Here is a 19944-nt window from a genome sequence, read left to right as displayed (position 1 = left end):
AGTTCTACGTGTTTAGATAAATAGAAATACGACCCTAATTGAAAAAAATTGTGAAAGTTACAGATCCTGTTTGTGGCCTTGAATTTGATGAGGATTTATCTGTGACTCATGAATACAAATCAAAAAAGTATCATTTTTGTTGTGATGGCTGCAAAAAAATCTTCATTAAAAAACCCAAAAAATGGTCAAAAAAATCTAATTAATTGGAAATTTTCCGCACATCCTACAAAACCTTGAGTTAGGTGCAATCTCATAATTACAATCTGGACATCTGTTATCGGAATCTGATTTTTTAACTGAATTTGTTTTTCTAAAACATTCGTAGTAGTGTAATGATTCTTTAGTTCTGATATATACTCCGTCTTCTTCTAAAATTCTTGTTTTTTTCTGCGTAAAAATATCATCTGTAATTATTGTATTGAATAATCCTGTTAGATTATTGGTACCCGATCCATCTTGCATAGGTGATTTCTCTCTCCATGTGATGTTGTTTGGCAGATATTTCTCAAATGTCTCTCTAAGTATCCACTTTCCAAATTTTCCCCCATCTTTGACATTAATCTTTTTTGAAATTTCTATATCATCTGAAAATTTTATTAGTTCTTCATTTAAAAATGGCGTTTCAACTTTCATGTTTAACGATGTGGCAATATCTTTTGATGGAAAATGCATAATTTTTTTTATTCGTTTTAATTCTTCACCAATTTCCTCATCTGATTTTTTTAAAAGAAAATTATATCCTGCAAAAACTTCATCTGCACCATCACCTGTTATTACAGAATCTACTCCTTTTTTCTTCAATGTGGTTAGGTAAATGTAAGGTACAATTGAATTGCGTATTTCTATGTCGTTGTAATTGCCTAGAATTTTGATTGTTTCATTAATTGAATCTAATACATCTTCCATACTTACTTGAATTAATGATAAATTCAATCCTAAATGTTTGGCAATAATCTGTGCAAAAGTAAGATCTGTACCTAGAAAATCTTTTGTGATTATAGTCATTGTTTGAGGTTTCTGATCTTTTCGTAAATGTGCCAATATACTACTATCTAATCCTCCTGACAGTGCAATCCAATCTGACTTGCATTCATTTACGGCATTAGTTAAAATCCGCATGCATTGTTCTTCTTCTGTTTCCATGATCTAATCATAATACTATTTTAAATAAAAATTTGTTAATTCATTAAGAGATAGTTTCACCTAATTTTAGCCGAACTTATAAGGTAATCCTGTTAATATGATTCATGTTACTTCCTGCAGAAATTGAATCAAAAACATTGATTCCCGCATTACGTGCAATTCTAGCTAAAGATTTATCTGAAAATCATAATGTTAGAGAAGAAATGATCTCAAAAATGTTAGGAGTTACACAAGCTGCAATCAGTAATTACATTCGCGGAACACGCGGTGATCCAGAATTAATAAAAAAACTCTCTGCTGAAAAACAAGTCTCTGAAATGATTCAAGAAATCTCACAAAACCTTGCATCTGATATGGCATATACACCTTCAACTCTCTCAAAATTCATAGGACTTTGTAATTACATCAAAACAAGTCTCTTAATTTGTGATATTCATCATGAATTAGAATCTGATATTGATGAGGCAATTTGCAATGAGTGCCAAACTATGTTAGAAAAAGGACCAGGCAGCGTTTACTAGTTTTTTGTCAAAATAATTTCTATATTTGAAATCATTTGTCCATCTTCCTCTGAAATTACACTGTCTAATTTAATATTCTCAATTTTTGAATTTCCTTTTAACATATTTTCTGTCACAATATTTGCAATTGCTACTGCATTTGGAATTAAATTACCTTTGGCCAGCAAAACAGCTCTTTTACTTGAATCCATTGCTGTTAAAACATCCAAGGCGCCAGTCATCACTGATTCATCTTTTACAAAATAACTATCTTTATCTACATTATTTTCTGATCGTTCAACTTCTTGTAATTCCATCTTAATTGTAATCTTTCTGAACTTCTTTTAAATTTTATAGACGAATCGTCTATTCTTTGAAATCAAATAATGGTATATTTTGATAGTCTCCATTAGGTAAAACACGTCTTATTGTAATTGGAATCACTCGTTCCTCAAGTTCTTTCATAGATATGTCTAATGAAGTTGCAGCACTTACAGGTATGTCTATGAATGGTGGTGCTCCTAATGATAATTGTAATGCACGTGCTCCCATAATTCTTGCTTTTTCAAATCTTGTTAATGTTGGAGGGCCCATCAATATTTTTCCGTCTGAGCTTAATTCAATTGCTTCATGTTGTTCATCAACATCAATAATCTCTCTTTGTCTAATTGCCTCACATTCTTTTTCTAAATCCTCAAGTTGTTTATCAGTTAATTCTTGTTTACCTTCTTTGATTTTTCTATAATTATCAATTGCTTTTTCCATTGTTGCATGAATACTAATTTCTGCATCTGGATCAATTTCTTCTGTTTCTGGCTGAATAATTTCTTCTAATTTTGCCTCTTCAACAAGTGGAGCTGGTTCCTCTTCTTTCTTTTCAGTTGTAATTGGTGTTTCTTCAGGCTCAGACAAGTAAACTAATTGAAAAATGCCAATATATAATCCAAAGCTTACAATTCATTATGGATAGTGGATCTGTATCAAAATCTCAAGTAATTTTGGAAATAAAAGGTAAAATCAAAATCAAATGTGAATTAAAACGTCATCTTTCTCCTTCTTTAGTTGGCACAATAATTCGTTCATTGCCTGTAACTGGAACTATCCACATACTTGGTACAAGCGGTGTCTATGTTGAATCACACATTGAATCTGGAGGTGAACGTACTAGAAATGAGTTCAAAAAAGGTGATATTGCTTTTCTATCGGTCGGTCATGCATTTTGTTTTTTTCACAAGGATACAAAGGTTGGAAAAGATCTAACTCCTATAGGAAAAATACTTGAAGGTGTTGATGAATTGCTAAATGCTAGTTCTGGTGATGAGGTGTCTATCTACTGTGATGCAGGCTGATAGATATAGTGTCCACTAAATCCGCCAACCTTCTTTACAGCACCTTCTGCTAATGCTTTTTTAAGAAATGCATTTGCAGTTGAAATTTTTACATTTGCTTGTCTTGCTAAATCTTGAATTGTAATTGCTTTAGATGATTTAATTATTTTATTTGCCTGTTCTTCATTGATAAATACGTCAACCTCTTTTTTATCACTGTGATCTTTCTTGTCTTTTTTTGCCTTGTCTTTACCGCCTTGTGATTTTTCACTAGATGAGACTGATTTGTTCTTACTACCCATGTTTCTCCATCTTTAATTCCTATTTATAAACGAACAAAAACTTTGTTCATTTCAACTTTATTAACAGTCGAATTGTTATTACCACATGGGTATCATTTCAAAAGGCGCAAAGTGTAATGTTGATGGCTGTGATGCTGATGCAGTACGTTCTCTAAATACAAAAAAAATTGAGGATGCAGGATTACGTCTTAACTCATCTGGAAAAAAATCTGGTTTATGTAAAGAACATTACAAAGAATGGAAAAAGGCAACAAAAGAAGACCGCTCTCTAGAACGTGCTAGATATGATAGAGGTTAATTTAAGGTCTACAATCCGTCAATGTGTATAATTTCTGTTTAATCTGCTCTAACTCATATTCATCATTAGTTTCCATTGCAGCCTCTTTTAGAGTTAGTAACATGTTTGTATTGAATGAATTTAGTGCAACAGAGCTTTGACCCGCAAGATTTTGTTCAATACATGACTCTATTTCTTGCATTACTGAATTATTATTCTGAACTTCCATTGTGATGGGACTTTCTATTGTAATGGTAGTTTGACTGAAAAAATATGCAGAAGATGAAAATCCAATGATTGCTACTGCAATAATTACAATTGGAAACATTTTTCCCATAATTCATTTGAAAAATAAGCACTTTTAATTTTTTACATGCACCGAATCATTTACATTGAAAAAGATTTTTTCCATTATTTATGGGTAGTAAAAGAAAAGACGGAAAACATGCACGATTTGCAGATCAAAAAGCCGCTCGAAGAAAGGCAAATAAAAAATCTTAATCCAGGTTAATATCCGATTTTTTCAAAATGTCGGCAAATTTGTCTGGGACTTTACTTGCTGAATCTTGTAGTGATTTGTAATATTTGTCCAAATTTTTGTAAATTCTTTTTTGTTCTCTTGATTCTTCATTTGATAATGCATAGAGTGCTAACAAAGGGAATGCGATTGTAGAGTCAGTATACACTGTAATCAAATCTTCATGAGAATCTTGCACCTTTCCCCAACTTTTTCCTTCTTGTAGTGTTGCACCAGATAATCCTCCCGTATCAGGTCGAGCATCTGTAATTTGAATAATGTAATCTTGTCCTCCATGATCTTTTCTTAAAATTTGATCTAGTAGTGGACCTGTCTGCTGCGCTGTATTTTTTGGCACTCCTCCGCCAAGTTCTAAAATACCTGATTTTTTTGAATTGTAAACAATAGCTGCTTGTTCAATAATCTCCCTAACGAAATCTAGATTGAATGGTTTGTTTTTCAATCTATGTACTGCTAAATTCATTGCAAGTGATGAATCTTTGAGTGTAGATACGTATACTGGAACATCCAACTCATATGCTGTTGTAAGAAAGCTTTTTTCAGGAAATTTTGATTTTTCTTTACTAATCTTTCCTAAAACATTACAAAATTCCGCAGTTGTAAATGATTTTTCTGAAAATTTGTCTTTAAACATATTCTGAATAATGTTATCTTCTAATTCCAATGTTTCATAAAATTTTACATATACATCTCTAATTCTTACAATTTCTTTCTCATACAATATGTTATCATCAACTTCAAAGTGACCTTGTTTCACTGGTAATCCCCAGGCAAAATGATCTTCATGGTAAACGTTTGCACCTGTTGTGACAATCCAGTCTACAAACCCCTTTTCTAAAAGTGTCTTGATAATTCCTCCAAATCCTACTGGTGTCATTGCACCTGCAACTGTTAAACAAATAGTTGCATTCTCATGTATCATTTTTTGATATAATTTTGCAGCCTCGCCTAATTGTCTTGCATTGAATCCTGAATTTGCATAAATTTCAATTAATTCTTTCACGGTAGTTTTAGAATCAAGTTTAATGTGCGGTATATCTTTTCCCTCAAAGTGATGATGATTCACATAAAAATTTACAATATAAGTAAAATAAGCTTTTAGGATCTGATGTTTCGTGAACCATCTTCATGATCTGATTCGCCAACGTGCTCTTTCACCATCTTTGTTACATCGTCAATTATGTCACAAAGATGTACATCTACTTCTGTACTGAACATAAGTAATCCATCTTTTCCACATGACATAGTAATTCTATTCACTTTCTCATATCTAGTCATGGCATATTCGGGTTCGCCTATTTCAGCTGAAAATTGTTTTCTTGTTTTCCATCGCATAATTGCTTGAGTCATGGATTTTTTTGTTTGATCCTTATCAAAATGTCTGGCTGTACCATTTTGCATTTTTTCATACACATCTCCACTAAAAGAATTGTAGACACCGACGTAACGGATCTTATCGTTTGAGTCTAATAATGCATTACAAAGTTTAGCATAGTCCATAACAAAAGAGTTTAACCAGTAAATGTGTTATAAGCTTTTCATTTCTTTTAATATGTTAATCTATAATTCAAAATATGAAATTTGTAGATGTGCCTGATTCAAAGAGAATTGAACGTGACCCAGATAATAGAAATGTTGTATTTTCTGATGGGAAAATAACACAGGATGATGTAGAAATTAAAAAAATTGAATTATTAGAATATAAAATCAACAAAGATCAAAATTTAGGTACATATTCAATTATCACTGCATTAGTTGATACAGACCAAGGTTTGATTGAAATTCTTTATGATGAGGGGTATAGGGGTGATGACGCACTGAATGATTCTGCAAATATGCTTATACAAAATTTAGGCTTGTCTGGATTAATACTCCGAAGTTTAATTTCATTAAAAAACAAATTAGGTAAAATTGAAGAGTAAAAACTATCATTACAAATTATCTGCTGATGATAAAAAACCAAAGTGTGCGTTATGTGACAATGACTGTTCATACTATTGTAACATGAATGATCTCTATTATTGCGAAAAACATGTAATAGGACACGATGAAAATGAATCTTGATTGTTTAATACATAGTGGTTTTATCTCTTACCGTTGGACGACAATTTTAGGAATGAGTGTATCGATAAGATTGCATCGAAGATATCTGATGAAAAGATCTCTGCAGATGAACCTTCGCCTGAAAACCTCGTATACTTGCAAAAATTTGCAATAACTTTGGGTGTAGATATCTCAAACACTGAAGAAATAGTTAATGAAGCATTTTTGTATATTGCAATGAAAAATGCAAAAGATATTGATCCTTTAACTAAAGGTGATGAATTTGGCGCAGGATTCAGTTAACTGTTTAATGATTTGAATTTTTTAATCGCTTCTTTTGCTATCTCTTCTGCACTTTTTTCATTAAACTTTGTGGGATCATCATTGGCAAAATGCTCATGATCCTTGTCTTTCTTTTCTTTATTTTCTTTCATGGTACAATAAGATGCTCTAAGTAAATTATAAGTTGTGGCAAACATTCCAGTCATTATGAGAATACTACAACTTCATTGTGATAATATCTCGTATGAAGCAACAAAAAAAGAGATAAAATCTGCTGAAGATATAGAGCCTAAACCTGTTTCAATTGATGAAGTTGTAGTCTGTTTTGTTGCCATAGAAAATGGCGATAACAATGATGTAGGCTTGGATGCAATCTCTCAAATTAAAGAATCAATGCAAAAAATTGGCTGTAAAAAATTATTGTTATATCCTTATGCTCATTTGAGTTCTGACTTGGCTGCTCCTTCTACTGCATTATCCATTTTGAAACTAATGGAATCTGAATCTCAAGATTTGGAAGTTAGCCGTGCACCATTTGGTTGGACTAAATCATATAATGTCAAAGTAAAAGGTCATCCACTAGCTGAAAGTTCCAAAGTTATTACAGCTGGTGATAAAAAAGAAAAAACTTCCACTGCATTAGAATCTGAATCAAAAATCAAATCTTATTGGTTTATTCTATCTCCAGACGGTTCTCTAACTGAATTTGACAAGTTTAATTTCTCCAAACATAAGAAATTAGAAAAACTTGCAAAATACGAATCTGATAAAAACCGAAATGTTGACGAACCTCCACCACATGTGGCATTAATGAAAAAACTTGCAATTGCTGATTACGAACCTGCATCTGATCATGGAAATATGAGATTTTTTCCAAATGGCCGTTTGATAAAATCTCTCTTAGAGCAGTATGTGACAAATAAGGTAAAAGACTATGGTGGCTATGAGGTAGAGACTCCAATCATGTATGACTCACACCATCCTAGCATGGAGAGTTATTTTAACAGATTTCCTGCAAGGCAATACAACATTGACGCAGATGGAAAACAATTATTCTTAAGATTTGCAGCCTGTTTTGGACAGTTTTTGATAGCACATGACATGCAAATATCTTACAAAAATTTACCATATCGGTTGTATGAAATGACTCGATATAGCTTTAGACGTGAACAGTCTGGAGAACTGGTAGGTCTTAGAAGACTGAGAGCATTTACAATGCCTGATTGTCATGCATTTTGTAAAGATATTCCACAGGCTATAGAGGAGTTCAGAACTCGTTTTGATTTGTCTAGAGATGTTTTGAAAAATGTTGGTATTGAAAATGATGATTATGAAATGGCTATACGATTTACAGAAGACTTCTACAATGAAAATAAAGAATTAATCACAGAGATTGTCAAAAAATTAGATAAACCTGTACTTGTTGAAATGTGGAAAGAGCGATTCTTTTACTTTGTTTTAAAATGGGAGTTCAACTATATTGATAATTTAGGAAAAGCCTCTGCATTATCCACTGATCAAATTGATGTTGAAAATGGTAATAGATATGGAATTGAATTCGTTGATGAAAATAATAAGACAATCAATCCTATCATTTTGCATAATTCTCCAAGTGGCGCAATTGAGCGTGTGATATATGCTCTACTTGAAAAATGTGCTAAAGATGCAAAGGAAGGTAGAAAACCAATGTTCCCTCTTTGGCTTGCACCAACACAAGTTCGTATAATTCCGTTGAAAGATGAGTTTATGGAATTTTCACAAAATCTATTTGATAAATTAACTGAAAAAAATATTCGTGTTGACATTGATGATAGAAATGAATCGATTGGAAAGAGAATACGTGAATCTGAAAAGGAATGGATTCGTTATGTTCTTGTAATTGGAGACAAAGAGGTTAATTCTGAAAACCTTAGTGTTCGTGATAGAACTCAAAGTGATGTACGGGATATTTCATTTGATGATTTTATTAATGAAATCCAGACCCAAAACCAAGGAAAACCAAATTCCACTCTAAACCTTCCTCCATTATTATCTAAAAGACCTATAATTCAGGTCTAATGAACAACTTATCTTTTCTTCTTGACGGTTAAATAGAAATTCTGTTAACTTGGTATATGCATGGAAAGTTACTAATCTGTACTGATTGTGGTGAATCTCATAAGCTTTGTTTATGTGATGACTCTTCATGCCAGACTGATTAATTGGGTATTACTTTATTTTAAAGTGAATTAAAATCTGTATGATGAGTTACGCAGATTTGTATTTGACAAGTTCTCCAAAAATTATATCTCCTTCAGATGATTCTGTTCCTGTAGCCAAATTATTTGGAATTCCCTTTGACTCAACTCATTCATACAAACCTGGATGTCGTTTTGGTCCTGATGCAATTCGTGATGCATTTAACAATATTGAAATTTTTATGCCAGAGTTTGGAGTAGATTTAGAACAAGTTAACATAAAGGATTTGGGCAATATGGAACACACAGTTGTTGCACAAAACATGATTGATATGGTTAGGAAAACTACTAGTGAATTAAAGGACACATCAAACCAATTAATTATTCTTGGAGGTGAACATTCACTTACCTATGGTAGTTACTTGAGTTATCCAAAAGATACTGGTTATGTTGTATTTGATGCACATTATGATCTACGAGATGAATATGCTGGCACTAAATTAAGTCATGCAGCATATTTGAGAAGAATTGTTGAAGAACGTGGACCTGAAAACATTATTCATGTTGGGGCTCGTGCATTTGTAAAAGAAGAGTTGGAATTTCTTACAGAAAATAACATTAAAACTATCTCTGACTCTGAAATTAGAGATGGAAATGGTCCAAAATTATTAGAACAACTGACTGAAAAATTTGAAAATCTTTACGTTAGTATTGATCTTGATGTTTTAGACCCTGCTTTTGCTCCTGGTGTTGGCAATCCTGAGGCAATTGGTATTACTTCTCGTGAATTACATGACATGATTGTTTCTTTGAAAGATAAAAAAATCAAAGCTGCTGATATTGTTGAATTAAATCCAATGTTTGATAATGGTTCTACTTCATCTCTAGCTGCCAGATTAATTTCAATTATAATCTCAATGAATCTAAAGTGAGGAAATGTATTGTTAAACAATTTACGTGATTCTTTAAAACCTGTCTTACAAAAAATTGGAAAATCTTTTGCAGCTACTGGATTATCCCCAAATGTTTTTACTGGCATCGGTCTTGCTTTAGCATTTGTTTCATCAATAATTTATGGAATTGGATTTGAATTTTCATTAATTTTAGGAGGTATTGCATTGTTAGCATCTGGATTTTTTGATATTGTCGACGGCCAAGTTGCTCGTTATGCAAATAAAATGTCAAAATCTGGAGGATTTTTAGATTCTATATTTGATAAAATTGCAGAAGTTGCAATATTCTTTGGAATTTTAATTGGAAATTACACCGAACCATATCTGGTATTTACTGCAATCACTCTTTCACTATTGGTTAGTTATGCCCGTGCGAAGGCTGATGCGGCAGGAATTAAAATGCAAGGAATTGGAATTGGTGAGCGTGCAGAAAGATTGCTTGTTATTGCCATAATAGGAATGATTGGTTTTATGGAAATTGCGGTAATAATTGTAATAATTATAGCTGGAATAACTTTAGCACAAAGAATTGCTGTCTTAATGAAAAATAGATAATTATCCGCGAAGTTTTGTATGTCTACGTCTTTGATCTGCTGAACGAATTTTTAGAACTTTGAAGTGTATTGCACATGAAATACAATACCATTTTGTAACTTTTGGTGCAGAAATGTATGCACCTTGTGCTCGTAATTCTTTTGCCAATTGATGTTCTACCAAACTCACTCTTGAGGTAACTTTTTTTGCTTTATCTTTTGGAACAGTTCCTCCACAGTTTACACATTGAACGGTTCCTGATGAGCCTTTACCGCCTTTTCGTCTACCTCTACTTGCACGTTTTAATGGCATGTTCTGGATTCAAATCTTGGATATATAAATGCGTTATACAGATTTAAAAAAACAATTTAAAGATCAATGATAATTACGAATATGAATGGTCTATGTGAGGAATGTCTCGCATCAAACATAGAAGTGAAGTTTATCAAAGGAAAAACAATTTGTGCTAAATGTGCAAATAAGGATTCAAATAAGTAGTATAAAAAACAATTTTTGCTAATTATGAAAGTTGGAATATTTTCTCATTGTACCATGGATACAATTGTTTATGAAAATGAACAATATGAGGCTCCTGGAGGTCCTGCTAGTTACTGTTCTATAGCTGCAAGAAAACAAAAACATGATGTAAATCTGTATACAAAATTTGGTTCGAATTATCCTCTAGAAGAATTCTTTAATGAAAATAAAATTATTACACATAATGCACTATCATCGAAAGACACTACAAAATTCAGAATAGAACTGAATGATTCAGACAGAAAGCTTTTCGTAGAAAACATGTGCGATAAGATTGATTTCATAGATAATGATGATGATGGAACAATAATTAGTCCCGTCTTTGATGAGATTTCTTTAGAAACTTACTCACAAATCAAAAATTCTGATAATTTCACTTTTTTGGATCCACAAGGATTTCTCAGAGAAAAAAATTCCAATAACGAAGTTTCTCTAAAAAATACTACACTTGATCTAACTAATGTCAATGCGATTAAAATGAACCCTGATGAATTGTTTGCGTTAACTGGTCTTACAGGACATGATGGAATAAAACAATTGCAAAAACTTGGTATAGAATATGTAATTTATACAAATAAAAAAGAAATCTCTCTTCTTGTTAAAGATAAATTGTATACAATTTTCTTGCCAAAAATGACTCTAACTGATACGACTGGAATTGGAGATATTTTCTGTTCAACTTTCACCTGTACTATGTTAAAAGAAAAAGACTTTCTTTGGGCATTATCTTTTGCAGGTGGCGCAGCTCAATCTGCCTTAGAATCCAAGGCATTTGGTCTTGAGAAAGTTCCAGAAAAAAATGCACTAGAAAGTAACGGTTCATATTTTTATAATATAGTAGAGTTCAAACAGATCTAACATATATTGTCCATAACAAAATAATCTATCTATGCATGTTGGAATATTTGGAACTGGGTTAACTGACTCATCTGAAAGAATCCTTAAAAAAATTCTAGATGAAAATCATATTTCATCATCAAAAATTGGAACAAAATCTAAGAATAAAAAATCTGATTGTGTATTTGTTCTTGGTGGAGATAAAGGAGTTAGAAATTATTTCCATAGAACTTTTGATGCATCAATTCCTGTACTTGGAATTAATGAATCTGAATCCGATGGATTCCTTTCACAACTTGATTTAAAACAACTTCCTTCACTAATTTCTCGGATTAAAAAAATGGATTTTGAAACTGAACAAGTAACTCGTCTGGGAGTAAAAATTGATGGAAAAAATGTTTATCCTGTGCTTAATGACGTTGCAGTTTTTTCTTCTAGAAGTGCCATGTTGATGGAACATACCTTGAGAGTTAATGGTGACGAGGTATGGCACGATAGTAGCGATGGAATAATAATTTCAACTCCAATTGGCTCTTCTGCATATTCAATGTCTGCGGGAGGTCCTGTAATTTTTCAAGATTCTGATGTCTTTGGAATAATTTCTGTAAATTCCATTGATATTACTAGACGTCCATTAGTTGTATCTAACGCTAGTGTAATTGAAGTTGATGAAATTTCATCAAGATTACATTGTGAAGTTGTATTAGATGGTTTAGATCGTTACAAAGTAAAAAATTCTGTAGAGGCCACAAATTATGAACCTTCTGCTAATATCATTCGTCTAAAAAAAGATACCACTGCCATTTCTGCAATTGCAAAAAAAGTAAAACTTGCTGAAGAATTATTTAATATGCCTCCAAGCTCAAAACTACTTCTTAAAATTTTAGAATATGAGGGTTCTATGAGTCAAAAAGAGTTGGTGAAAAAAACAATGCTGCCTGATCGAACTGTTCGCTTAGCTATGAGCCATTTATTGGAAAAAGGATATGTCAAAAAGAAAGTTTCCATTAGAGATTCACGTCAAAAAATTTATGAAATATCCAAACTGATTAATTCTGATTTGCAGCAGTAGTGAATGCTTTGAATACATGCTCTGGATAGCCCGGTCTGCTATTAAATTCTGGATGGAATTGAACTCCTACAAAGAATTTATGAGATGGTATCTCTAAAATTTCCATTCTTCGTCCTTCATCACTTTCTCCTGAGAAGATCATTCCTTTTTGTGCAAATTCCTCTAAATATTTTGTATTAAATTCATAGCGATGTCTATGCCTTTTTGAAATTTTATCTTGACCATAAATTTTGTTTGCTATTGTATCGGGTTTAACATTAATCTCATTTGCACCTAATCTCAACGATCCTCCCATATCTGTAATTCCATCCTGTTCTGGGAGTAAATCTATTATAGGATTATTGGTATTTTGTTCAATTTCTGTTGAATTTGCATCTGTATGACTACATACATTTCTTGCAAACGATACTGCGGCTAATTGAAATCCAAAACAAATTCCAAGATATGGAATATTTTGTTCTCTTGCAAAGTTTGCAGTTTTTATTATTCCTTCAGAGCCTCGTGTACCAAAACCTCCTGGCACCAATATGCCATTATATTTTGATAATGTATCCACATTCCCATTAATGTTTTCTGAATCAATCCAATCAATTGTAATTTTTTTCCCAATTGATGCAGCTGCATGTTTTAATGCATGATTTACACTGACATAACTATCTGCAAGTGTTACATATTTTCCAACCATTGCAATATTGATTGGGTCTCCTTCGTTATGTAATGAGTTGACTATCTTATTCCAGGTATCCCAGTTTTGTGATGCATTGACATATCCCATTTTATTGAATTTCTTGAAAATAACATCTACCAAACCTTGATCGTATAGAATTTCAGGTACTTGGAAAATCGAATCAACATCATGACATGAAAATACATCATTATTTGTCACATTTGTGAACATTGAAATTTTATTTCTTGTTTTATCTTGTAATGGCATAGAACATCTTACACATAGCAAATCTGGTTGTATACCAATTCTTCTTAGTTCTTGAACGCTATGCTGAGTAGGTTTTGTTTTCTGTTCACCTACAACATCTAATGATGGTGCTAATGTAACATGAACAAAAATTACATTTTCCGAACCTTCTTCAACTCTAATCTGCCTTAATGCTTCTAAAAATGGTAAACTTTCGATATCTCCTACTGTTCCTCCGCATTCAACTACCAGTATTTCTAATTCTTCATCTGCAGCAATTTTCTTAATTCTATTTTTTATTGCATCTGTTACATGTGGTATGATTTGAACACATGCTCCCAAATATTCTCCTTTTCTTTCGGATTCTATTACACTTGAATAGATTTGGGCTGTTGTAATATTATGTGATTTTGGTATATCTTGATTCAAAAATCTCTCATAATTTCCTATATCCATATCACATTCTCCTCCATCGTCTGTGACGAAGACTTCTCCATGGGCAATTGGATTCATTGTTCCTGCATCATAGTTAAGATACGGATCAATTTTGATACACGAAACTTTTTGATCTGATAACTGTAATAATTTACAGATAGATGATGAAACTACCCCTTTTCCTAAGCCGGACATGACTCCGCCTGTAACAAAAATGAACTTTGTCTGCATTTTTTTCTTAAACAGTTCTTATTTTTATTCCTTTATTCGATTATCTAGTTTTGTTTTTTAATTTTTTTGTAAATGTTGCAATTCTAGATTGGATTTTGCTTGCAGGCGTGTTTTCAATAATCTTTATGTTCGCACTACCTACTATTACCGCATCTGCTCCTGATGAAACGTATTTTTGGACATCTTTTTCTGTCGAAATCCCAAATCCTACCCCTACCGGAATCTTTCCTTTTGCGGCATTTTTTGTATTCTTAAGTGCATCAATGGTGTATTTGTGAATTTTAGTTTGAACTCCCGTAGTTCCAAAAACTGCAACCATGTAAAGGAACCCTGATGTGGATTTGATAATTTGTTTTAATCGATCTTTTTCAGTATTTGGAGAAACAAGAAATATTGTATCCATTCCTATTTTTTTAGCAGCTTTGACATATTCTTTTGATTCCTCTATTGCCATATCTGGTAAAATTAATCCGTCTATGCCTGCTTGTTTTGCACGTGAAATGAATTTTTGATATGTCTGATTATACAAGATGTTAGTGTATGTCATTAATACCAAAGGGATATCTGATTCTTTTCTAATTTTTTTTACAATTGCAAAGAAATTGTCAATCTTTGTTCCGTTATTCAATGATTCAGTACTCGCCATTTGGATTGTCGGTCCATCTGCAATTGGATCTGAAAATGGAAAACCTAGTTCAATAATGTCTGTACCTCCCTGAATTAATCCTCTAACCGCAGAAAGAGTAGCTCTTTCTGATGGATATCCTGCCATAATGTATGAGATTAATGCAGATTCTTTTCTTGATTTTAATTCCTTAAATTTTTCTTTTATTTTTGACATTTTTACTCAAATACTCCTTTACAATATCGATGTCTTTGTCTCCTCTACCTGATAAAGTGACTACAATTGATTCGTTCTTTTTCATTTTCTTAGAAATTTTAATTGCATGTGCTATTGCATGTGCTGATTCTAATGCTGGAATAATTCCTTCAGTTCGTGTTAAAATTAAAAATGCATCAATAACTTCATCATCTGTGACGGCTTTGTATTCAACTCGATTTTCATCTTTAAGATATGCATGCTCAGGTCCTACTCCTGGATAGTCTAATCCTGCAGAAATACTGTGGGTTTCACTAATCTGTCCATCTTTGTCTTGCATCAAATATGTCATCATACCATGCAATACACCTTTTTTTCCTGCCGTAAGAGGCGCTGAGTGTAATTTTGTCTTAACTCCTTTACCTCCTGCTTCTATTCCAATAATTTTTGCATTCGTATCTATCAATGGATAAAATGTTCCGATAGCATTAGAGCCTCCGCCTACACATGCTATCACTGCATTTGGAATTTTTTTCATTTGTTTTTTAATCTCTACTCCAATAACTGCTTGAAAATCTCTTACCATCAGTGGATATGGATGAGGTCCTACCGCTGAGCCTAACAAATAATATGTTGAATCAACATTTGTAATCCAATCTCTCATTGCTTCATTAATTGCATCTTTTAGTGTCTTTGAACCTGATTTTACTGCATGCACTTTGGCACCTAGTAATTCCATTCTGAAGACATTTTGTTTTTGACGAATTGTGTCTACATATCCCATGTAAATTTCTGCTTTCAACCCTAAACTTGCACATGCCATTGCAGTTGCAACTCCATGTTGTCCGGCCCCGGTCTCTGCAATGATTCTTTTTTTACCCATCCGTTTTGCAAGTAATGCTTGTCCCAAAGTGTTATTGATTTTATGAGCTCCTCCGTGCAACAAGTCTTCTCTTTTCAAATAGATCTTTGCTCCTCCTACTGTTTTTGTAAGATTTCTTGCAAAATAGATTGGAGTTGGTCTTCCTGCATAATCTATTAGTAGTCTTCCAAGTTCTTTTTTGAAATTTTTATCATTTCTAATTTTTAGGTAATTTTTTTCTAATTCTTCTATTGCAGGTGCTAGCGTCTCTGGAATATACTTGCCTCCAAAATCCCCAAATCGTCCATCTTTTGGTATTCCTATTTTCATATTGAATTCACTAATCCTCTAACTGTTTGTTCAATGTTTTCATTTTTCATTATTGCTGTTCCTACAAGATACCCCCTTGCTCCGCATTTATGAAGAAATCGAATATCTTCTTTAGACTCAATTCCGCTTTCTGAGATAATAATTTTAGAAGAATTTGATTTTTCTAGTATCTTTTTGGTTGTATTAAGATCTATTTTCAATGTGTCCAAGTTACGATTATTGATTCCTACAATATCTGCATTAGTTTTGCATGCATTTTCAAACTCTTCTGATGTGTGTGCTTCGACAATCACTTTTACTCCATTTTTGTGCCCATATTCAATTAATTCATCCATTTCCAAAACCATCTTTTTATCAAAAAGTGATTGAATTAGTAGGAAATAGTCAGCTCCAATTTTTTTAGCAGCGTCAATTTGAATTTTATCGATTGTAATGTCTTTCATCAACATCGGAATTTCAACCACTTTTCTAACTTTCATAAAAAATTCAGGAGACCCATCAAACAAAAATGGTTGAGTTAATACCGATAATGCAGAAGCTCCTCCGTTAACCATTTGAACTGCAATTTCTATTGGATCTGATATTTTTCTAATATTTCCTAATGCAGGAGATGAAAATTTCACTTCTGTGATTAACGGTGCATGTTGTGAGTTTATGATTACATCTCCTAAATCTACTCCCGAGTTTGGAAGTGTTTCATTAATCTCATAAACTCCTTCATCAATTGCTTTTCTAGAATTATTTACCAATTTTTCTAAAATGTTTTCCATATCAGTTAAACTCCTCTAATTTATCCAATGCATTATTTTCTTTTGCAAACTGTTTTAATTTTTCAAATGCTTTTCCGTTATTCACTGTCTGTTTAGCTAACTCTACACATTCTTCAAATTTATTACTAAATCCTCCTACCAATAATCCTCCTGCAGCATTTAGAATTGTAATTTCTTTCATTGTTTTGTTTGATGTATTATTCAATACTTTGACAAATGAATCTATGGCTTCTTTTTTTGTTGAAATCTGAATATCTGCTAAATTACCTTTTTCTAAATTATACTTACTAGGATCAATAATGAATTCTGTTATCTCTTCATTTTTTAATAGACATGCTTTATTTTTTGATGTTGTTGATAATTCATCCATTCCATCATCAGACCTTACTGTTAGTACAGTATCTGAAAAATTCTTTTGCATAATTTTAGCAATTCTTTCGATATAATTGTCTGCAAACACTCCTATCATTTGGTGTCTTACTTTGGCAGGATTGCATAATGGTCCTAATAGATTAAACGCAGTTCTTTTACCAATAATTTTTCTTGCTGGTGCCACATTTTTCATGGCAGGGTGAAACTTTGGTGCAAACATGAATCCTATTCCTATCTTCTCTATCATTTCTTCTACCATCCATGGTTCCGAGTTCAAATCAAATCCAAAATATTCAAAGATATCTGCGCTCCCAGATATCCCTGAGACTGACCGATTTCCATGTTTTGCAACATTTCCTCCTGCCCCTGCAATTACAAATGATGCTGCTGTAGAAATATTGAATGTCTGTAAGTTGTCTCCACCAGTTCCACACACATCAATTAAAGTTCCATGACAACGTGGATTGATATTCACTGAATACTCGTTCATTTTTGTAAACATTGCACGTAATTCTTCATTTGTTTCTCCTTTGTTTGACAAGTCTCTTAGAAATTCCGCAATCTCTTCATCATTATTTCTTCCATTTAGAATTTCACTCATGACCGATGACATTTCATCAAATGTTAAATCTCCGTTAATTTTTTTCATATTTTTCTACCTTTTTTATGAAATTTGAAAAGATCTTTGATCCTTCATCTGTTAATATTGATTCGGGATGGAATTGAACTCCTTCAATCAAATATTCTTTATGACTTACACCCATAACTTCTCCATCATCTTCTGCAACTGCGGTAATTTTTAATGAATTTGGTATGATTGTTTTTTGTCCTACAAGAGAATGGTATCTTGTTGCTCTAAATGGATTTTTTACTCCTTCAAACAACGATTCATCTGTATGCTTTACTTGACTTGTTTTTCCATGGCGTATGTTATCTGCATTCACTACCTTTCCTCCAAAGCATGAAATTATTCCTTGATGACCAAGGCAAACTCCCAAAATTGGTTTTTTTGGCCCAATCTCTGTAATCACTTTTTTACAAATTCCAAAATATCGTTCGTCATCAGGTGTTCCTGGTCCTGGAGAAATTATTATTGCATCATAATTTGAATTTTCAATATCGCTTATTGTAACTTTATCATTTCTAACTACATCTGATGTAACTCCTAATTCTCCTAACCTCTGAGCAATGTTGTATACAAAAGAGTCGTAATTATCAATGATTAAAAATTTCATTTTGATGCCTCCTTTAAGGCAGTAATCATTGCGTTTGCTTTATGTTCAGTTTCTTTCAATTCATTTTCTGCAATTGAATCAAATACAATGCCTGCACCTGCCTGTACAAATCCTCTTTCTTTATTGACAAAAATACTCCTAATTGCAATTGCAAAATCACAGCATCCGTTAAATGAAAAATAACCTACGGCTCCTGCATATGTTTCTCTTTGAGTTGGTTCTAGTTCTTGAATTATTTCCATTGCTCTTACTTTCGGTGCTCCTGAGACTGTTCCTGCAGGAAAAACTGCTTCAAATGCGTCATACATGTCATTTTTCTCATTCAATTTACCTACAACGTGTGTTACTATGTGTTGAACGTGGCTGAATCTCTTTATCTCCATTAGTTCTTTTACTTTAACAGTTCCATAATCGCATACCCTTCCAATATCATTTCTACCTAAATCTACCAACATCGTATGTTCTGCAAGTTCTTTTTCGTCATTTAACAATTCATTTTTTAATTTTTCGTTTTTCTCTTCATCTTCAGTAATTTTTCTTGTACCTGCTATTGGAAAAGTTTCTACATCTCTTCCAGTAACTCTCAATAACATTTCTGGACTTGATCCAATGATTACATTTTCATCCATTTTTAAATGAAACATATATGGTGACGGATTTAATTCTCGAAGTTTTTCATATACTCGCAAATAATCTCCTTTTGCTTCAAATGAAAATCTTCTAGATAAGACAACTTGAAATACATCTCCACTGTGAACATACTCTTTTGCTTTATTGACAATTTGTTCAAATTGTTCTTTGTTCAGATTTATCTTAATATCTGACATTTCAAATGTTCCTACGTCTTCATCTGTTTTTTTAATTTTGTCTTTTCTATCTTCATCATAATAAAAATAGAAAAATTGTTTCTTTTTATTATCGTAAAGTATGCCGTCGTTGTAAATTCCAAATTCCATTATTGGTTTTTGCAAATCTTTCTTACCTGGAATATTTTCAAATAACCTAATTGCATCATAATCAATATTTCCTACTGCACCTCCCAAATATCGGTAAGACATATCATCTGTTTTTTTAATCAATTTTTTGATTTCTTCTAGAGGTGTATCTGTTTGAATTGTCTCTGTTTGAATTGTCTCTGTTTTACCATCCCTGTTTTGAATTGTTATTTTATCAAAGTATCCTGTTACAATTAATTCTGGGTCGAATCCCATGATTGACGTCTCTGCTAACTCATCAGGTCCTTCTAGTGATTCAAACAAAAATGAATGTGTATAGTTTCTGGAAATTTTATTGTAAACGTCAAATGGTTGAGTTTCAGTGTACACTAGAGGAATCTTAGAAATGCTGTGTTTTCCAAAGGTGTTCACCCATATGCACGCTAATGAAATACGGTATTTAAACTCTAAATAGATATTACAGTAAAGTACGGTACCTTTATATCGAATGGGTTCCA

At 32.5% G+C, this 19944-nt stretch carries 27 protein-coding genes; 11 read left to right on the top strand and 16 right to left on the bottom strand.

The genetic code is table 11. The annotated features are described in order from the left end of the window. Nucleotides 1-50: 50 nt before the first annotated feature. Nucleotides 51-203, top strand: a complete 153-nt coding sequence (locus T478_RS07825; RefSeq protein ID WP_048106913.1) for a YHS domain-containing protein — start codon at nt 51-53, stop codon at nt 201-203. Here T478_RS07825 and T478_RS03995 read toward each other — a convergent pair. Beyond that, the gene (locus tag T478_RS03995; protein ID WP_048105407.1) at nt 196-1143 is read right to left on the bottom strand and encodes an asparagine synthase-related protein; all 948 of its coding nucleotides are present in this window, start codon (nt 1141-1143) and stop codon (nt 196-198) included. The two genes, T478_RS07825 and T478_RS03995, sit on opposite strands and share 8 nt — an antisense overlap. 104 nt (nt 1144-1247) lie before the next feature. Here T478_RS03995 and T478_RS03990 point away from each other — a divergent pair, with 104 nt between their 5' ends. Next, nucleotides 1248-1664 carry a transcriptional regulator gene (locus T478_RS03990; protein ID WP_048105406.1) on the top strand — a complete coding sequence of 139 codons (417 nt, stop codon included), beginning with the start codon at nt 1248-1250 and terminating at the stop codon, nt 1662-1664. Here T478_RS03990 and T478_RS03985 read toward each other — a convergent pair. Together T478_RS03985 and T478_RS03980 are read right to left on the bottom strand one after the other, a co-directional pair. Next, entirely contained in the window at nt 1661-1960 is a 300-nt protein-coding gene (locus T478_RS03985) for an AlbA family DNA/RNA-binding protein (protein ID WP_048105405.1), read from the bottom strand. The genes T478_RS03990 and T478_RS03985 overlap by 4 nt on opposite strands. A 49-nt stretch (nt 1961-2009) precedes the next feature. Further along, the gene (locus T478_RS03980; RefSeq protein ID WP_238573539.1) at nt 2010-2555 is read right to left on the bottom strand and encodes a DNA-directed RNA polymerase subunit K; all 546 of its coding nucleotides are present in this window, start codon (nt 2553-2555) and stop codon (nt 2010-2012) included. 50 nt (nt 2556-2605) lie between these two features. Here T478_RS03980 and T478_RS03975 point away from each other — a divergent pair, with 50 nt between their 5' ends. Beyond that, nucleotides 2606-2992 (top strand): cyclophilin-like fold protein, encoded by a 387-nt coding sequence (locus tag T478_RS03975; protein ID WP_048105404.1) that lies wholly within the window; start codon nt 2606-2608, stop codon nt 2990-2992. On the opposite strand, the gene T478_RS03970 is transcribed toward T478_RS03975, so the two are convergent. Then, on the bottom strand, nt 2974-3273 hold the full coding sequence (locus tag T478_RS03970) for a 30S ribosomal protein S25 (protein WP_048105403.1): 300 nt from the start codon (nt 3271-3273) through the stop codon (nt 2974-2976). The genes T478_RS03975 and T478_RS03970 overlap by 19 nt on opposite strands. 85 nt (nt 3274-3358) lie before the next feature. Between T478_RS03970 and T478_RS03965 the strand changes: the two genes are divergently transcribed. Next, nucleotides 3359-3571, top strand: coding sequence for a hypothetical protein (locus T478_RS03965; RefSeq protein WP_048105402.1), 213 nt, complete (start codon nt 3359-3361; stop codon nt 3569-3571). 1 nt (nt 3572) lies between these two features. On the opposite strand, the gene T478_RS03960 is transcribed toward T478_RS03965, so the two are convergent. The 3 genes from T478_RS03960 to T478_RS03950 all read right to left on the bottom strand — a co-directional run bounded on the left by T478_RS03960 (nt 3573) and on the right by T478_RS03950 (nt 5588). Continuing rightward, nucleotides 3573-3887 carry a hypothetical protein gene (locus T478_RS03960; protein ID WP_048105401.1) on the bottom strand — a complete coding sequence of 105 codons (315 nt, stop codon included), beginning with the start codon at nt 3885-3887 and terminating at the stop codon, nt 3573-3575. Between the two features lie 160 nt (nt 3888-4047). Next, nucleotides 4048-5154, bottom strand: a complete 1107-nt coding sequence (locus tag T478_RS03955; RefSeq protein WP_048105400.1) for a homospermidine biosynthesis protein — start codon at nt 5152-5154, stop codon at nt 4048-4050. A 32-nt stretch (nt 5155-5186) separates the two neighbouring features. Continuing rightward, nucleotides 5187-5588 (bottom strand): hypothetical protein, encoded by a 402-nt coding sequence (locus tag T478_RS03950; protein WP_048105399.1) that lies wholly within the window; start codon nt 5586-5588, stop codon nt 5187-5189. 74 nt (nt 5589-5662) lie between these two features. Between T478_RS03950 and T478_RS03945 the strand changes: the two genes are divergently transcribed. Next, nucleotides 5663-6010 carry a hypothetical protein gene (locus tag T478_RS03945; protein ID WP_048105398.1) on the top strand — a complete coding sequence of 116 codons (348 nt, stop codon included), beginning with the start codon at nt 5663-5665 and terminating at the stop codon, nt 6008-6010. A gap of 175 nt (nt 6011-6185) precedes the next feature. Continuing rightward, complete coding sequence (locus tag T478_RS07560; protein ID WP_048105397.1) at nt 6186-6434, top strand: hypothetical protein; 249 nt, start codon at nt 6186-6188, stop codon at nt 6432-6434. On the opposite strand, the gene T478_RS03935 is transcribed toward T478_RS07560, so the two are convergent. Continuing rightward, nucleotides 6431-6619: a hypothetical protein gene (locus T478_RS03935; RefSeq protein ID WP_048105396.1), complete on the bottom strand. Its 189-nt coding sequence runs from the start codon at nt 6617-6619 to the stop codon at nt 6431-6433. The two genes, T478_RS07560 and T478_RS03935, sit on opposite strands and share 4 nt — an antisense overlap. Before the next feature lies 1 nt (nt 6620). Between T478_RS03935 and T478_RS03930 the strand changes: the two genes are divergently transcribed. The 3 genes from T478_RS03930 (at nt 6621) to T478_RS03920 (ending at nt 10098) form a co-directional block, all read left to right on the top strand. Beyond that, nucleotides 6621-8471, top strand: coding sequence for a threonine--tRNA ligase (locus T478_RS03930; protein WP_048105395.1), 1851 nt, complete (start codon nt 6621-6623; stop codon nt 8469-8471). A gap of 184 nt (nt 8472-8655) precedes the next feature. After that, entirely contained in the window at nt 8656-9522 is an 867-nt protein-coding gene (gene speB / locus T478_RS03925) for an agmatinase (protein WP_048106906.1), read from the top strand. 9 nt (nt 9523-9531) lie between these two features. Beyond that, the gene (locus T478_RS03920; protein ID WP_048105394.1) at nt 9532-10098 is read left to right on the top strand and encodes a CDP-alcohol phosphatidyltransferase family protein; all 567 of its coding nucleotides are present in this window, start codon (nt 9532-9534) and stop codon (nt 10096-10098) included. Here T478_RS03920 and T478_RS03915 read toward each other — a convergent pair whose 3' ends face one another. Further along, on the bottom strand, nt 10099-10389 hold the full coding sequence (locus T478_RS03915; protein ID WP_048105393.1) for a 30S ribosomal protein S26e: 291 nt from the start codon (nt 10387-10389) through the stop codon (nt 10099-10101). A gap of 210 nt (nt 10390-10599) precedes the next feature. On the opposite strand from T478_RS03915, the gene T478_RS03910 reads away from it, so the two are divergent. Both T478_RS03910 and T478_RS03905 read left to right on the top strand, forming a co-directional pair. Continuing rightward, nucleotides 10600-11472, top strand: coding sequence for a PfkB family carbohydrate kinase (locus T478_RS03910; protein ID WP_048105392.1), 873 nt, complete (start codon nt 10600-10602; stop codon nt 11470-11472). 31 nt (nt 11473-11503) lie between these two features. Next, the gene (locus T478_RS03905; RefSeq protein ID WP_048105391.1) at nt 11504-12523 is read left to right on the top strand and encodes an NAD(+)/NADH kinase; all 1020 of its coding nucleotides are present in this window, start codon (nt 11504-11506) and stop codon (nt 12521-12523) included. Here T478_RS03905 and pyrG read toward each other — a convergent pair. Genes pyrG through T478_RS03870 form a run of 7 tightly spaced genes read right to left on the bottom strand, consistent with a single transcriptional unit; the run spans nt 12501 to nt 19858 of the window. Further along, nucleotides 12501-14102, bottom strand: coding sequence for a glutamine hydrolyzing CTP synthase (gene pyrG, locus T478_RS03900; RefSeq protein ID WP_048105390.1), 1602 nt, complete (start codon nt 14100-14102; stop codon nt 12501-12503). The genes T478_RS03905 and pyrG overlap by 23 nt on opposite strands. 40 nt (nt 14103-14142) lie before the next feature. Beyond that, the gene (gene trpA / locus T478_RS03895; protein WP_048105389.1) at nt 14143-14943 is read right to left on the bottom strand and encodes a tryptophan synthase subunit alpha; all 801 of its coding nucleotides are present in this window, start codon (nt 14941-14943) and stop codon (nt 14143-14145) included. Further along, nucleotides 14918-16114, bottom strand: coding sequence for a tryptophan synthase subunit beta (gene trpB, locus T478_RS03890; RefSeq protein WP_048105388.1), 1197 nt, complete (start codon nt 16112-16114; stop codon nt 14918-14920). Before trpB ends, trpA begins: the two co-directional genes overlap by 26 nt. Continuing rightward, nucleotides 16111-16884 carry an indole-3-glycerol phosphate synthase TrpC gene (locus tag T478_RS07475; RefSeq protein ID WP_082008726.1) on the bottom strand — a complete coding sequence of 258 codons (774 nt, stop codon included), beginning with the start codon at nt 16882-16884 and terminating at the stop codon, nt 16111-16113. Before T478_RS07475 ends, trpB begins: the two co-directional genes overlap by 4 nt. A 1-nt stretch (nt 16885) precedes the next feature. Beyond that, complete coding sequence (trpD, locus tag T478_RS03880) at nt 16886-17905, bottom strand: anthranilate phosphoribosyltransferase (RefSeq protein WP_048105387.1); 1020 nt, start codon at nt 17903-17905, stop codon at nt 16886-16888. Next, nucleotides 17892-18491 carry an anthranilate synthase component II gene (locus T478_RS03875; RefSeq protein ID WP_048105386.1) on the bottom strand — a complete coding sequence of 200 codons (600 nt, stop codon included), beginning with the start codon at nt 18489-18491 and terminating at the stop codon, nt 17892-17894. Before T478_RS03875 ends, trpD begins: the two co-directional genes overlap by 14 nt. Continuing rightward, a complete protein-coding gene (locus T478_RS03870) occupies nt 18488-19858 on the bottom strand; it encodes an anthranilate synthase component I family protein (RefSeq protein WP_048105385.1) in 1371 nt (456 codons plus the stop codon). Before T478_RS03870 ends, T478_RS03875 begins: the two co-directional genes overlap by 4 nt. Between the last annotated feature and the right edge of the window lie 86 nt (nt 19859-19944).

Source organism: Candidatus Nitrosopelagicus brevis, assembly GCF_000812185.1.
In the GTDB taxonomy this organism is placed as follows: Archaea; Thermoproteota; Nitrososphaeria; order Nitrososphaerales; family Nitrosopumilaceae; genus Nitrosopelagicus; species Nitrosopelagicus brevis.
The sequence above is the reverse complement of the archived record's forward strand: the minus strand, read 5'-3'. Positions and strand labels throughout refer to the sequence as shown.